Genomic DNA, 14114 nt, shown 5'->3' with positions numbered 1-14114 from the left:
CCATTTCTCTGAGTTTCTGAACTTCAGCCATTCGGTTGTGAAGATCGGGGTCTGGGCGCACGGGCGATTTTGCTCTACCGAGCGATACCATCACAAGGGACACGAACGCGGAATATCCGCCACCTTGCCTGTATCATCTTTCCAATGGCGACGAGATGCCCGGCGGCCAAAGAGCGAACAGTTCCGTTTCGGCCTTCGCAATCGTCATTTGGCAGGTCGGCGGCAGCATTTTTGTAGCGCTCAGACGCCACTCGACTAGCACTAATTGCCCTGCCGTCGATTGTCGCAACGACCTAAGTTCGTATCCGCTAATGCGCTTAAATTCCCTCCTGTCAGCGGTTGGGACATTCCAGGATCCAACGCCATTGGGAGAGACCAGTCGAGCATTCGAGAGGGGTCAAAGTCGACAGGATTTGGTTTGGTTGCGAGCGGACCAAATCCTTGTCTTTCGGCTACGGCCTCCTCGGGCGCTATCTCGCCGATGCGCACCTTGTGGATTACGGGGTCTCGCGGACGCGGTTCGACATGTTCCCTTGTCATCTGACACTCGCGAAGAAGCAAACAAAAGAACGCGCCGTTGTAACCATAGCCGATTCGCGTTATCGCGGACCCATGTCAGCTTGTGCGGCTGATTCGAAGAAGGTCGCGCCGATGCTGTTGCGGATGCTCCTGCGACGGGATAAAGGATACCGACCCTTCATGCGGATCTAATTTAAAACGCTCGATATCGACAAAGCATTTTCACCATTGCAATGCAGCAGTCATCCCACGAAAGTTTCATCCGGGACGAGGCGTTGGCGCCCGGTTCCGACCGCGCATTTGGCCTTGTCATGTCCGGGGCGCTCGCGCTTTTCAGCCTGTTGAACTACTGGCACCTCGGTCGCTGGTGGCCGTGGACGTCAGCGGCGGCAGGCCTGTTTCTTACGACGGCAGTCCTGAGACCATCGTCTCTTCATTTGCTCAATCGTCTGTGGATGAAATTCGGACTGCTGCTGCACCGAATCGTTAATCCGATCGTTATGGGCCTTCTCTTTTACGGGACGATTTTCCCCACGGGTTTCGTGATGCGGATGCGGGGTCGTGATTTGCTGCGGCTGAAACGTGAGCCCGCTGCGGATAGCTACTGGATCGTGCGTCATCCCCCCGGACCGGCGCCCGAAACCATGAAAGATCAGTTCTGATGTTGGATTTTCTCGCCGAATTGTGGCGCTTCATGCGCGTTCGCAAGAAATTCTGGCTGTTGCCAATCCTGATCATGATGGTGGTGTTCGGCGGGCTCGTCGTGCTGACAAAGGGCTCCGCGATCGCGCCGTTCATCTACACGTTGTTCTAGACGACGCAATGCGCATTCTCGGCATTTCTGCGTTCTATCATGACAGCGCGGCGGCGCTGATCGAGGACGGCCGAATCACCGCCGCGGCGCAGGAGGAGCGTTTTACCCGAAAAAAGCATGACTCCGCGTTTCCGCACAACGCCATCACCTATTGCCTTGCAGAAGCGGGCATCACCGCCGATGGCCTCGATCATGTGGTGTTCTATGACAAGCCGTTTCTCAAATTCGAGCGGCTATTGGAAACCTATATCGCGCTGGCGCCGCGCGGCTTCGGCTCGTTCAAGATGTCGATCCCGTTATGGTTGCGCGAAAAGCTGTTCCAGAAGAGCCTGTTGCGCGATGAGCTGAAAAGCTTTGCGGAGGATTTCGACTCCAGCCGGCTGTTGTTTTGCGAGCATCATTTGAGCCACGCCGCGTCCGCCTTCTACCCCTCGCCGTTCGAGAGCGCGGCGGTGCTGACTATGGACGGCGTCGGCGAGTGGGCGACGACCTCGGCGGCGATGGGTGACGGCAATCGCCTGGAAATCTTCCAGGAGATCCATTTTCCGCATTCGCTTGGCTTACTCTATTCGGCGGCTACCTATTACACCGGCTTCAAGGTCAACTCCGGCGAATACAAGGTGATGGGGCTCGCGCCTTACGGTGAACCGAAATACGCCAAACTCATTCTCGATCATTTGATCGATCTGAAGTCGGACGGCTCGTTCCGGCTCGACATGTCTTATTTTGACTACTGCACCGGCTTTACCATGACCAACGATCGTTTTGCCGAATTGTTCGGCCAGCCGGTGCGAAGCCCGGATCAGTTGCTGACGCAGTTTCATATGGATGTCGCGGCCTCGATCCAGTCGGTGCTGGACGAGGCCGTGCTGCGGCTGACGCGCAGTCTCGCCAGGCAAACCGGTTCGCGAAACCTGTGCCTCGCGGGCGGGGTGGCGCTCAACTGCGTCGCCAACGGCAAAGTGTTGCGTGACGGCAGCTTTGACAACATCTGGATTCAACCGGCGGCGGGCGACGCCGGCGGCGCTGTGGGAGCTTCCCTTGCGGCTTATCACATTTTCAAAGGCCAGCCGCGAAAACCTAATGGCGCCGACGGAATGTCCGGCTCGTATTTGGGGCCCGGCTTCGCTCAAGCCGAGATCGAGCGGAGACTGGCTGCAGTGGGGGCAAGATTCGCCGTACTTGGTGAGGCCGCGATGATAGACGCCACGGCGCAGGCGCTGGCCAATGAGAAGGCCGTCGGCTGGTTTCAGGGCCGCATGGAATTCGGCCCGCGTTCGCTCGGGGCACGTTCAATCCTGGGCGATCCACGTTCGCCCGGCATGCAAAAGAACCTCAACCTCAAGGTCAAATTCCGCGAGAGTTTTCGACCGTTCGCGCCGGCGGTGTTGCGCGAAGACATCTCGGACTGGTTCGATCTTGGTTCCGACAGCCCGTACATGCTGATCGTTGGCGACGTCCGACAGGACAAGCATCGCCAGATGAGTCCCGACGAACAGGCCTTGTTCGGAATCGACAAGCTCAATGTTGCGCGTTCGGAAATCCCGGCCGTGACGCATGTCGACTATTCCGCGCGCATCCAGACCGTCCACCGCGAGACCAACCCGCGGTTCCACCAACTGCTCAGTCGGTTCAAGGAACTGACCGGCTGCCCGGTCCTGGTGAATACCTCCTTCAACGTTCGCGGCGAGCCGATCGTGTGCACGCCGGAAGATGCATTCCGCTGCTTCATGGGCAACGAGCTCGATCTGCTGGTCGTTGGCAACTGCGTGCTCTGGAAATCCGAGCAGGACGCGGCGCTAAAGCAGGAATACAGCTCTGCGTTTGAGCTGGACTAGCGGCGCGCCCGGAGTGGCGTGCCTGCTACCACCGTCTCCGGGGGCAGTACGCCGCCGTGAGTTCTTCGCCAAAAACTACGGCTTACGTGGAGAAGGCTTGATCCCAGTTCTTCTCCCTCTGCAATAAACTTAGGAATCGAAACGATGAAGGATAGATACGGGAGAAAAGAACTCGTATTTTCGATGATCGTCGGAATAATGCTGGTGTGTCTATTAGAAGCATTATCGTTTCTCACGTTGACGTTTTCGGTAACGCCACTTCAGCCGAACATGGGACTGCCACCCGGAGCCGCGAGTGGCGGTCAACTCGCCCATCCTTACAAGAGCTATGTGTATTGGCCGGCGGATGGCTATTGGGGCAAAGGAATGCCACCATATGTATTGGCGGGTAATTCTTATGACTACGCCTTATTTGATCAAGGGATTTCCTTTAACGAATTTGGGCACGGCGTGTTGCCCATTGACCGCGACATATCGCGTAGAAAGAAGGGGCAAGGCGAATATCGTATTCTCTTCTTGGGCGGTTCGACAACTTTTCAGCCCTGGCCGTTTCTGACGGCAGAGCTTCTTAGTCGCACACTTAGTCGAGATATTCATGCGATCAGCGCTGCAACCGGAGGATATACCTCACAAGAAAACGTAGCTGACCTAGTTACAAGTGGGTCTGCCTACAACGCGGATATGATTGTGGCATATCTACCGGTGAACGACATTTGGCATGCGGCTCGCTGGCCAAAATTCAAGCGCGACTATACTCATTTTCGAACTGCAGTTCGCCGGGAATTCAAGGCTCCAAATATCAAACAGCCCGATTCTCGGGACATATTTATTTGGCCGTTTACGGTTCGTCTTGTACAAGCTCTTCTCTTCAATAAGCGGATGGAGGCGTTTTTATCCGCTGCTTCCATAAATGAAATCGTTTTTGTAAAGCCAACTCCTGATGAGTTGGGGATTTGGATCGACAAGAATAGCTACGAAGGTACAGTTGACGCGGTAATTGATAATATCTTGACGATGAAAGCCTACGCAGAGGCCAGGGGCATTACCTTCATTTTGGTTACACAGAAGGTTTTTAAAACGAGCGTGGAGGCGGACTCCTTCATCAGCAAATATGTCTTGGACTCGATCGACCGGATTAAGGCTTCGCCTCGGATTATGGGCATTCCAATTATCGAGATGAATGTTCTGTTTCCAGAGCCTCTAACCGAAGCGGCAATCAATCAGGTGAAGCAGGAGTTCCCGGGAAGGAGAATGGATTTCAGTCAGCCTGAAGCATACGACAGTATGCATTTTAGCCCAGCCTCACTCTACATCTTCGCTTCAATTCTTGCAGCAGACCTCAAGAAGAGAATTCATTGAGCGGCCCGGGCCGGCAAGGGCGTTGTGCCGTTACGTTGGTGCCACGCACGGCCAAACCGTTTCGGAAGTAGCCGGCAGGCCCGATTCAGTAGACGTTCTAAAGGGTCTTTCGCTTACCAATATGAAAGACGTTGCTAGACACTTTTGGCTCGCAGTACGCCGCCAAGCTTCCATAAGCTCGCGGTGCTTATCAAATGCGTCGCTAGGCCTGTACGCTTGTTCCGCCTTGTCGCCGATAACGTGTGAGCCAGTACCGTCTCAGTTACTTCGCGAGGAAGTTGGACACGCTCTCGCCCAATGCCGGAAGCTCGACCGGAAGCCGTGAACCGTCGAAATCCCGGGCTTTCAGCTTCGCCAATTGCTTGAGGATCGACATAGCGCGGCTGGATACCGGTATCCGATGTTCGCGGCCCCCATAGTCGAAAGCACAAGAAAGAACTCCCGCAAAACAAGACCTTCGAGCCGCCGACGTTAGTCTAGCACCGATGAATCTTCTCCGAAGGAGTGGACACCTGTAGTAGACTCAGAGAGCCCGGAGGTGTTGCATCGAAGAACATCGAGGTCGATCATTCACGGATGGCTATAAGCGCCAAGCCGCTGAGCTGGTGGTGTCGGCCGACGAAGTCTCGCAGTCCCCAGTCCTCCTAGTCAGACGCGCAGCTCATTGGATGCGATGAGGCATAGCCTCTAATTTTCGAAAGCGATGCCGAGCAATTCGCCATCCCGCCAAACCAGGCGGCACCTTCGGATAGTCTCAAAATTGTCGAAGGTCAGCTCGAAGGTGCTCGGCAGTACCGATAGATTGTGTGTCCGAAGTTTTGCGCCACAGTCCGAGATGTCAATGACCTTGCAGCCGCGTGCGCCGGGCTGCCCCTTTGAAGAACAGCAGCGCGCCTCTCCCGACACCTGCCCTGCAAACTGCTCGTCGATCGCTGCGAGGACTCGGCATCATTCTCCATCCTCATCGTACTCGATGAATTTCTTGTATTGCCAATGGCGGCCGTCATGTCGGCGCCACACGCGTCCGCGTACGAGACGGCCGGTGATGGATCGCCTGGGAAAGATCACGGTCCAAAGATGCCAGAATTCCGCGCCTGCTGGCTTTAAGCTTTGCGCTTCAGGAGGGTCAATTGCGGTGAACATGGAGCCGTCTCCGCGCAGTTTCGTTAGCGGCCCCATACGCTAACGAAGTCACCGAGCGGCGGACGAAACTGACTGTAAGCCGCCCGACGGCTTCGTCACATTGAGCCGGACGGGGCAGTTGTCCGGCGTCGTGTACGCTATCCGCACGAAGATCGAGAGCAACAGAATTCGCTCGTTAAGCTTGATATGGGCGGTAAGAGTTAAATCGGGAACAGCGGCGAGTGGGGATCTGGATCATTTGCGCAGCTTTCGTTCGCCATCGCTTTCGTAATGTTCATTCTGGGCTGAAGCAGACCTCTTTTCGAGAACGCTCGCAAAATCGCTTCAGTTGCAAACAACACGCGATTCGTATTGTCTGGTTGCGGGATTCAAGACCTGACGCTGCGAGCATTGGGAGCGGCCAACGGGTGGCACCTGCATCGGCGGCGAAATGGATGGCGGCGTCATTTCACAGACCGACAAGGGGCAGGCGGGCGGAATATCGGTGCTGGTTGTGCATCGCGGTAGCAAGCGACCCTCAACACATTGGCAAACGCATCTGGCCTGAGCGGCGAGGGTGAAAAAAGAGCTCGCGACAACGAGCAAAGTTAGCCGGATTCCTGTCATTGATCCCTCTTCAGCTTTCTTCGCGTTTATCCATCTTTCGCGCATGCCGGCGGCTCAGCGTACGCAAGACACTAACGCGAGCCAGCAGCGTGGGGTCCGTCTACTTCGACCACCGGCATTGTGGAGCCTCCATTGAGGCCCGATAAGATCTCCTTCCGGCCCTGCGATCAGGAGAGTCAACGAGCCGATGCAGGCTCTCTGATCACAAAAGCGACCTCCCCAAAAGTTGAAAGGGCCACTGCCGAACGCGCGCTGAAAGAATGTCTAATGCATCAAATCTAACGTGGTTCGAGGGCGGGTTCTATGTCTAGTCGAATTGGACCGAAAACTGGTGGCATTCCAAGGGGGAGGCGGATTTGTTAGCGTCGAGCCCTGCCAACTCAGACGACTTTACTCTCCTCTCGAGCCACTTGCGTCGTCGTTAGTTGGATGACCGAGGCATCTTACGTTCTAGTGCGAGCGGATGTTGTCGCCCGCTGGTGTACTCTGCTCACCTATTCAATCCGATCCGCTTCGCCGTGTATCCCCGGTTCGCAATCGCTCGCCACCATGGTTGGTGATCGACGTACCAGCGCACTGTCTTGTAGATTCCAGTTTCGAAATCCTCTTCCGCACGCCATCCCAGCTCTCGCTCGAGCTTGGAGGCATCAATTGCATAACGGTGATCGTGCCCAGGACGGTCGGGAACAAAATTTATAAGACTTCGGTGGGAGCCGCTCGGGTTCGGGCTGATCTCGTCGAGCAGGTCGCAGATTCGTTCGACCACGTACAGATTGGTGCGCTCGTTACGGCCACCGACGTTGTAGGTCTCGCCTATACTTCCCCGCTCTAGGACCAGACTTAACGCCTTGGCGTGATCCTCGACATAGAGCCAATCGCGGATGTTCTTTCCGTCGCCGTATACGGGCAGGGACTCGCCCGCCAACCCCCTGATGATCATGTGCGGGATTAGTTTTTCCGGGAAATGGTAGGGTCCATAGTTGTTCGAGCAGTTTGTGACCAGCGTCGGAAGTTCGTACGTGTGATGCCACGCGCGTACCAGATGGTCGGAGGATGCCTTGCTGGCGGAGTAAGGAGAGTTCGGCGCGTAGGCCGTTGTCTCCATGAAGAACCCCTCGTTCCCAAGTGAGCCGAACACCTCATCCGTAGAAATGTGCAAAAAGCGGAATCGTTTGCGCTTCTCGCCCGAGAGCGAGCGCCAGTGGCGCAAAGCTTCCTGCAAGATTGTGAAAGTACCGACTACGTTGGTCTGAATGAATTCGGCAGGCCCATCGATCGATCGGTCAACATGACTCTCGGCGGCGAGATTCATCACTGCATCTGGCTGATACTTCTCGAACAGGCGACGGAGGCCAAGCCCATCGCAAATGCACTGTTTCTCAAAGAAGTAATTCATGTTTCCGGCCGTGCCGGGTAGCGATTCAAGGTTCGCCGCGTAAGTCAGCTTATCAATATTAACGACCTTTGCGTGGGTGCCTTGCAGCAGATGCCGTACGACTGCGGATCCGATGAACCCTGCGCCTCCCGTAACGAAGATTGTCCAGCCTCCAAACCGCATGATCAGTTTGCCCCTATGTCCCGCATCTACCGTTTGAAGGAAGCGGCTACAGATTTCAGATATTCGCCATAGCTGCTTTTGGCGGTCCTCTCGGCCAAAGCCTCAAAAGCTTCGAGCGAGATGTAGCCCTGCCGCAGCGCGATTTCTTCCGGGCATGCAATGCGCAGGCCCTGGCGTTGCTCGAGGACCTGGACGAAGTTGCTGGCCTCTACGAGAGAGGAATGCGTCCCGGTGTCGAGCCACGCAAAGCCACGACCTAGCGCCTGCACATAGAGATCGCCGCGTTCCATATAAGTCTTGTTGACGTCGGTGATCTCGAGCTCGCCGCGCGCCGATGGCTCGAGCTCGGCAGCAATCTTCAGAACGTCATTGTCGTAAAAATATAGTCCTGTGACGGCCAAGTTTGACTTTGGCTGCTTCGGCTTTTCCTCGATAGAGAGCGCGCGGCCGCTGCCATCGAGTTCAATGACGCCATATTGCTCGGGTGTCTTGACGACATAACCGAAGACGGTCGCGCCCTTCCTACGGGCAGTCGCATTCAAGAGCAGCTCAGCCAGGCCGTTGCCATAGAAGATGTTGTCGCCAAGCACCAGCGCAACCGGATCATTGCCGACGAAATCGCGACCGACGATAAAGGCATCCGCTATCCCTCGCGGAGACGCCTGTGTAAGGTAGGAAAAACGCACCCCGATCTGTGAGCCGTCACCCAAAAGGCGCTCGAATAGCGGCTTGTCCTGGGGGGTAGAGATGATCAGGATGTCCTGGATTCCGCCCAGCATGAGGGTCGAGAGAGGATAGTAGATCATCGGCTTGTCGAAGACCGGAAGCAGTTGTTTCGAAACAACTGTCGTCACCGGATAGAGGCGTGAACCCGTGCCTCCGGCGAGAATAATGCCCTTCATAGGCCCTCTCACATTCAATTAACTGAATCATATTAAATATGACGCATTTAATATAGCATATTAAATGGTGCTTGTTAGATAAATTTGGTATTTGGCTAACGTGAAATGTTGCTCGGTCGGACAAGATGAACGTTATTGCGACAGCGCTTCCCGAGGTCCTAATCCTGGAGCCGAGGCTGTTTGGCGACCAACGCGGTTTCTTCCTGGAAACCTACCAATTGCCGCGCTATGCAGAGCACGGCATTAGCCTTCCATTTGTGCAGGACAACATGTCCCGCTCCAGCCATGGAGTGTTGCGTGGGCTACACCTGCAAAACCCCTTCACCCAAGGTAAGCTCGTTACTGCATTGCGCGGCCGGGTTCTGGATGTGGCGGTGGATGTGCGGGTGGGGAGCCCGCGCTTCGGACGCCATGTTGCCGTAGAATTGAGCGAGGAGAACCGACGGCAATTGTGGGTTCCTCGTGGCTTCGCACATGGCTTTGTCGTCCTATCTGAGACCGCAGACTTCTTCTACAAGTGTGACGATCTTTACAGCCCCAAGGATGAAGTCTCCATCCGCTGGAACGACCCCGCGATCGGTATAAATTGGGGCATTGAAGCTCCCTCGCTTTCAGCCAAAGATGCCGATGCCCCGCTACTGAAAGACGTCAAGAATCTGCCGATGTATGGGCAAACCTGATGCGGATCTTGTTGACGGGAGTGAGCGGCCAGGTCGGCGGCGCATTGCGCCCCTTGTTAACTGGCCAAGGCACAATTATAGCGCCTTCGTCTTCCGAATTTGATCTGTCGAAACCGGAAACGTTAACGGACCGGCTCGAGCATTTCAGACCCGATCTCATCGTAAATCCGGCCGCCTATACCGCCGTTGATCGCGCCGAGGAGCAGCGCGAGCTTGCGTTCCTCGTTAATGCCAAAGGGCCCGAGGTCATCGCGCAATGGGCGGCCAAGCACCGCGTGCCGCTCGTTCACTTCTCAACAGACTACGTTTTTGACGGCTCCGGTGATGCGCCGCGTCGCGAGGACAGCCCCACGGGCCCAATCTCGGTCTATGGCGCGAGCAAGCTTGCAGGGGACATGGCAATCATGGCGGCCGGTGGACCGCATCTGATCGCGCGCACGTCTTGGGTATACGCCGCCAAGGGTACCAATTTCCTCCGCACCATCGCGCGCCTGGCCTGCGAGCGCAAGGAGCTGCGCATCGTCGCAGATCAAATCGGAGCGCCAACGACGGCTCGAGCGATTGGTAATGCGGTTGCCGACATCGTGCTGCCGAACCTCGCGAACCTGAATGATCTGCTCGCGCGGAAAGGTGGCGTGGTAAATCTCGTTTGTGCTGGGGAAACTAGCTGGCACGAATTTGCAAGCGCCATTGTCGAAGGTCTGCGATACCGCGGCGTTAAACTCGAAGTCGAAACCGTTGTTCCAATCGCAACTGCCGATTTTCCGACGAAGGCCAAACGGCCAAGCAATTCGCGCCTCGACCTGTCTCGCCTCAAGGACGAGTTTGGTGTGGTAATGCCGAATTGGCGAGATGCATTGGCGCCGGAACTTGACGGTTTCGTTGCAGCAGATGACGTTTCAACCCCTCGATAAACGGCGCGTCAGGCCCGGCCTGCCTTTCTGGGTCGCCCAGGCAGTTCGAATACGAGGCCAAGGCGAGCGTCCCGCCATTACACTTTCCCGATGCGGTGATTGCCAACGAGTCCGAAGAAATGCCGCAGCGTATCGGCTCGCGGTAAGGTCAACGTTACGTTTCTTCGGCTATCAGTCTGATATTCTGCTCCAAGCTCCTTCCTGTAATTTCCGTAGTCAAGAATCGCAATCGCGAGGAGTGGCCAACGTGCAAGAGGGAAACGGGACTGCAGCAATAGCCTTCTAAACTGAAGCTGTGGAATGAACCGTTTGCGAAGTTCAACAGGGACGTCAACGTCAAAAAATTCTGCCAGGGCGATTAGCTGTTTTGCGATGGCGTTTCGTGCCAAGCGGCCCGGAGCAAACGACATCAGGCGGTTCCAGTCTATTCCTTGTGCCGCGTTAGCCAAGTCTCTCAACTCGACCAGATGTCGCACATCTACTTCGCCGACCCAGTAATCATGATCCTGAAATTGGTCGTGAATGATCAGCATGAAAGCTTGAAAGGTCGGTGTCGGAAGATAAGCGGCCCCGCGGCCAACCGATACGGGCATGCAATGTTCAAGCAATTGTCCAGAAGAACGATAGAAATAATCTGGACCTGGCGCTGCTTGATGTAGGTCTATCATACCGACGTCGCGCGGTCGCTTTAGGTCCGTGTATTGCTTTCTGCTCTCCGGCGGGGTTCGAAAATGGCACTGATAATCGAGGTCGGAGAGCGCGCACAGGGCCGTCTCCATCTGATCGGGCTCGACCAATATGTCGAGATCAGCCATGATTCGCGTTGCGCGACGTTCAGGAGCAGCTGTTGCGAGGATTGCTGAGCCCTTTAGCAGCACCGGTATTACATTCCGTTCATTAAGCGCCGCGACCGCCTCTTCCAATTGAGCACTTAGGAACTCGTTTCGAAGCGCGTTTCGCCGGTAGATCTCTCGAACGAAAGCCTTTACATCCTCGGGAACTGATTGATCAGGTTGATGAACCAGATCGATCAAAAGCGGGGTTGTTAGCGTATTGTTGGCCAGTTCCAACACAGCCATCCAATCCAGGTTGCTGGGCGCGTTGCCTCCGAGACATTGGCAGAGCCTGACCAGAGTGCTGCTAGGAAAAGCCATTACAGAGACCTCTCAGCTTACGTCCTGCGTCAGCAGCCTCCGCATAGGTCAGCTCAAATAATCCGGCCCCACCGATTATTTTCTTCAGCGCTGCAAACCCCGCCAGAGATAGTTTGCCGTTGGCAGCGAAAGACCCGTTGATCACTCGCTGCATGGATTCGATTTGTCCAAGGGGCGTCAGTTCTGCCGACGTCCCGTCAACTCTCTTGAGAAAGATAATCCACTCGACCTGGAAGCTTCCCTTATGCACATCTGCTACAGGTAGATACCGGACGCGTATGCCGTCTGTGCGGTCATGGGCAGTGGCATGACTTAAATCGTCGCGAGCTTTCGAAATCGCCTCCCAGGTGCCCGGCTTGATGGTGGGCGCGAAGAGAAGCCCTTGCGCAAGACCGTTTGGAGAAATCATAACGACGTCATCACCGCAATATCGGTACTCGTTACTGACTAACTGAAGCGCAAGGGTCGATTTACCGGTGCCCGGCTGCCCGCATAAGAGCAGTCCTTTATCGCCAAACACCAGCGAAGCAGCATGCAGAGCGAAATCAGGCTGATCCTGTAGAATGATGCGCTCAGTGAGGTCGGCCTTGATCGCAGGAGCCAAACTCGTGATGGGACATCGAGTGATACTCTTTCTGCAGTTGCGGAAGAGAACCTCGTCGCCGACTTCTACAACTTCGATCGTGATATCCGCTTGATCGGGTCCCGGGTTCAAGTCGCAAAAGAGCGGCTCAAGAGACTTGATCAATGCTTCGTTAGAGGCTCTGATGCTGATTGCTCGCTGCGCTAATCGGGTCTGGAGCGCGCTGGCAAATGGAAGCCTCCATTCCATTTCTACAAGTTCCAAATCAAGCCATTGTTGCAGGGCTTGACTCAGAACACTACGCGCCTGCTCGCGGCCGAGCCCAAGTTCGCTTAGTTCATCAGCAATCGTTTCGAGTTTATTCTGGTCAAGAAGTTTGCACCACAGGTAAGCGCTGATCTGATTTAGCTCATAGATCTGCTGGCTTTTCTCGCTGAACAGGACCGGTCGATCATCAATCAACGCGAACGACGCATCTGCGGCTGGACGCAGTAGAATCGGGCTGCCAGGCCCGGATTCCATCAGATCTGGTCTGAATGTCACGCAGGACTCCACAAGGGTGCGTCAAAATAATCTTCGCGATGAAGTTGACATTATTTAAGCCGAAAATTTAAATCGAGTAAATTGGAAGTAGAGCGGGAACTTGACACGGTCCGCTCAAATTAAGATGGAGCCCAAGCCATGAACAAAAATACTGATGGGCCGGTCCTCAACGCGGAGCTAGATCTCGATGCTGACAGGCGGAAGTTTCTGGCGGCATGCGGCAGATTTGCCGTCGTTACGCCTCCCGCTGTGACCCTGTTACTGTCAACTTCACTGAATTCCGATGCGATTGCACGCTCCGGCAGCGGTGGGGGAGGTGGAAGACCCCATCAGCGGCCCGATCTGCCTAACTGGCTTGAGCGGTTCCTTGACTGGTTGTTCTAGGCACTCCTGTCGATCCAGACCAAGCTGCTGAACGCACGCTTCTCGACAACCCGCGAGTTGAGGTAGCCGCAATATACTGATGACGTTCCGCGGCCCGCCAGCGCTTGCTTAAACTCGTAACAGCCACTTCAGTCAGGAGGCCGCCAAACGTGTGTACACCGTTCACCAACTTCTGGTGTAATGGCAACGTACGGCGGCAGTGGCATTCGAAATAAAACCAACCCTCGGACTGGAAGAAACGGATCTTGCGCCGAGCGCAAGGCTTAAGCAGTCTCTTATCTGATGATTGTTACACTTTGGGCGGTGATCATCGCCGGCGCTGCGGGCAGCAACCGTCTTCCTGAGTGCGCAATTGCATCTGGTGTCAGCGATTCAAGGGGCGCAGCGCAATTGCTAGTTGCGTCTGACCTTTGTTTTCATGTCCCCGACAGGACTTCCATAGTCGGCACTATGCTTGAGCGAGCCTGCTGGAAGGAAACGCTGTTGCCCGCAACGAGGACGGCGCCCAACACCTCCACCTATCGGGGCCTGCTGCCTCTCCGCCATCTATCGTCTTCACCGCCACCATAGAGTGCGCTTGAGCCGCCACCGCCGCGAGAGCCGCCCGAACTTCCGCCTCGCGAGGCATTCGCTCCTGAACCACCAGCGCCACCGCCACCGCCACCGCCACCGCCGCCACCACCACCGCCGAGGGAGGCGTGATTGCCGTCTCCGTGCCTTGCTTGTTCCTCACGCGGGCTCTTGTCGTCGGAGACTTTCTTGTCGCCGGGGGGATCGGGATCATTGTCGAAAAAGGAATGTTCCGGCCGGCCGTGATTGCCAGAATGGCCAGACCGGGCAATCGCCGTTGACGTCAATGAAGTGGACAGAAGTAAAGTCATAGCCGGCGGAGTTACAGCGGCGAACCTTCCGCAAGAAATCAGAAATTTGCGGCGATCTTCGATCTCGATGTCGTTCGGCATGGCGCAATTCCCACTCAATTAATTCAGAGCATATTAAATCATAATCATAAAGCAGACAATTTAAATGTGCAGTACCGATTTGCCACTCGCGGATCGAACAGCGCACGCTAGTTGCAGGCGGAGGTATTTATATACCTAAAAAGTTGGGCGGAAAA

General features: G+C 55.5%; 12 protein-coding genes and 1 pseudogene. 8 read left to right on the top strand and 5 right to left on the bottom strand.

From position 1 onward, the window contains the following. Positions 1–441: 441 nt before the first annotated feature. The 5 genes from YUO_RS0107690 to YUO_RS0107670 all read left to right on the top strand — a co-directional run bounded on the left by YUO_RS0107690 (position 442) and on the right by YUO_RS0107670 (position 4530). Positions 442–711 carry a hypothetical protein gene (locus YUO_RS0107690; protein ID WP_028346742.1) on the top strand — a complete coding sequence of 90 codons (270 nt, stop codon included), beginning with the start codon at positions 442–444 and terminating at the stop codon, positions 709–711. 41 nt (positions 712–752) lie between these two features. After that, positions 753–1181: a hypothetical protein gene (locus YUO_RS0107685; protein WP_028346741.1), complete on the top strand. Its 429-nt coding sequence runs from the start codon at positions 753–755 to the stop codon at positions 1179–1181. Then, complete coding sequence (locus tag YUO_RS46050) at positions 1181–1333, top strand: DUF5989 family protein (protein WP_156908535.1); 153 nt, start codon at positions 1181–1183, stop codon at positions 1331–1333. The genes YUO_RS0107685 and YUO_RS46050 overlap by 1 nt, the downstream gene beginning before the upstream one ends. An 8-nt stretch (positions 1334–1341) precedes the next feature. After that, the gene (locus YUO_RS0107675; protein WP_028346740.1) at positions 1342–3171 is read left to right on the top strand and encodes a carbamoyltransferase family protein; all 1830 of its coding nucleotides are present in this window, start codon (positions 1342–1344) and stop codon (positions 3169–3171) included. Between the two features lie 144 nt (positions 3172–3315). Further along, the gene (locus YUO_RS0107670) at positions 3316–4530 is read left to right on the top strand and encodes an SGNH/GDSL hydrolase family protein (RefSeq protein ID WP_028346739.1); all 1215 of its coding nucleotides are present in this window, start codon (positions 3316–3318) and stop codon (positions 4528–4530) included. Positions 4531–5478: 948 nt separating this feature from the next. Here the strand turns inward: YUO_RS0107670 and YUO_RS0107660 are convergent. The 3 genes from YUO_RS0107660 to rfbA form a co-directional block, all read right to left on the bottom strand. Continuing rightward, positions 5479–5673, bottom strand: a complete 195-nt coding sequence (locus YUO_RS0107660) for a hypothetical protein (RefSeq protein ID WP_028346738.1) — start codon at positions 5671–5673, stop codon at positions 5479–5481. Between the two features lie 1096 nt (positions 5674–6769). Then, positions 6770–7837: a dTDP-glucose 4,6-dehydratase gene (rfbB, locus tag YUO_RS0107655; RefSeq protein ID WP_028346737.1), complete on the bottom strand. Its 1068-nt coding sequence runs from the start codon at positions 7835–7837 to the stop codon at positions 6770–6772. Between the two features lie 26 nt (positions 7838–7863). Further along, positions 7864–8739, bottom strand: coding sequence for a glucose-1-phosphate thymidylyltransferase RfbA (rfbA, locus tag YUO_RS0107650; protein ID WP_028346736.1), 876 nt, complete (start codon positions 8737–8739; stop codon positions 7864–7866). A gap of 125 nt (positions 8740–8864) precedes the next feature. Here rfbA and rfbC point away from each other — a divergent pair, with 125 nt between their 5' ends. Together rfbC and rfbD are read left to right on the top strand one after the other, a co-directional pair. After that, a complete protein-coding gene (gene rfbC / locus YUO_RS0107645; RefSeq protein WP_028346735.1) occupies positions 8865–9419 on the top strand; it encodes a dTDP-4-dehydrorhamnose 3,5-epimerase in 555 nt (184 codons plus the stop codon). After that, positions 9419–10333, top strand: a complete 915-nt coding sequence (gene rfbD, locus YUO_RS0107640) for a dTDP-4-dehydrorhamnose reductase (RefSeq protein WP_028346734.1) — start codon at positions 9419–9421, stop codon at positions 10331–10333. Before rfbC ends, rfbD begins: the two co-directional genes overlap by 1 nt. A gap of 77 nt (positions 10334–10410) precedes the next feature. Here the strand turns inward: rfbD and YUO_RS40080 are convergent, their stop codons facing one another. Next, a complete protein-coding gene (locus tag YUO_RS40080) occupies positions 10411–11487 on the bottom strand; it encodes a nucleotidyltransferase family protein (protein WP_051379301.1) in 1077 nt (358 codons plus the stop codon). After that, complete coding sequence (locus YUO_RS0107630; RefSeq protein ID WP_156908534.1) at positions 11474–12613, bottom strand: PqqD family peptide modification chaperone; 1140 nt, start codon at positions 12611–12613, stop codon at positions 11474–11476. Before YUO_RS0107630 ends, YUO_RS40080 begins: the two co-directional genes overlap by 14 nt. 138 nt (positions 12614–12751) lie before the next feature. Between YUO_RS0107630 and YUO_RS47665 the strand changes: the two are divergent. Continuing rightward, positions 12752–12931, top strand: a pseudogene (locus YUO_RS47665) (hypothetical protein); the annotation flags it as partial. Positions 12932–14114: the final 1183 nt, after the last annotated feature.

This window comes from Bradyrhizobium murdochi (genome assembly GCF_000472965.1).
In the GTDB taxonomy this organism is placed as follows: domain Bacteria; phylum Pseudomonadota; class Alphaproteobacteria; order Rhizobiales; family Xanthobacteraceae; genus Bradyrhizobium; species Bradyrhizobium murdochi.
The sequence above is the reverse complement of the archived record's forward strand: the minus strand, read 5'-3'. Positions and strand labels throughout refer to the sequence as shown.

Excerpts from the sequence above, each read along its gene's own strand:
- YUO_RS0107685 (WP_028346741.1), top strand. The coding sequence starts at position 753 with ATGCAGCAGTCATCCCACGAAAGTTTCATCCGGGACGAGGCGTTGGCG.
- YUO_RS46050 (WP_156908535.1), top strand. The coding sequence starts at position 1,181 with ATGTTGGATTTTCTCGCCGAATTGTGGCGCTTCATGCGCGTTCGCAAG.
- YUO_RS0107675 (WP_028346740.1), top strand. The coding sequence starts at position 1,342 with ATGCGCATTCTCGGCATTTCTGCGTTCTATCATGACAGCGCGGCGGCG.
- YUO_RS0107670 (WP_028346739.1), top strand. The coding sequence starts at position 3,316 with ATGAAGGATAGATACGGGAGAAAAGAACTCGTATTTTCGATGATCGTC.
- YUO_RS0107660 (WP_028346738.1), bottom strand. The coding sequence starts at position 5,673 with ATGTTCACCGCAATTGACCCTCCTGAAGCGCAAAGCTTAAAGCCAGCA.
- rfbB (WP_028346737.1), bottom strand. The coding sequence starts at position 7,837 with ATGCGGTTTGGAGGCTGGACAATCTTCGTTACGGGAGGCGCAGGGTTC.
- rfbA (WP_028346736.1), bottom strand. The coding sequence starts at position 8,739 with ATGAAGGGCATTATTCTCGCCGGAGGCACGGGTTCACGCCTCTATCCG.
- rfbC (WP_028346735.1), top strand. The coding sequence starts at position 8,865 with ATGAACGTTATTGCGACAGCGCTTCCCGAGGTCCTAATCCTGGAGCCG.
- rfbD (WP_028346734.1), top strand. The coding sequence starts at position 9,419 with ATGCGGATCTTGTTGACGGGAGTGAGCGGCCAGGTCGGCGGCGCATTG.
- YUO_RS40080 (WP_051379301.1), bottom strand. The coding sequence starts at position 11,487 with ATGGCTTTTCCTAGCAGCACTCTGGTCAGGCTCTGCCAATGTCTCGGA.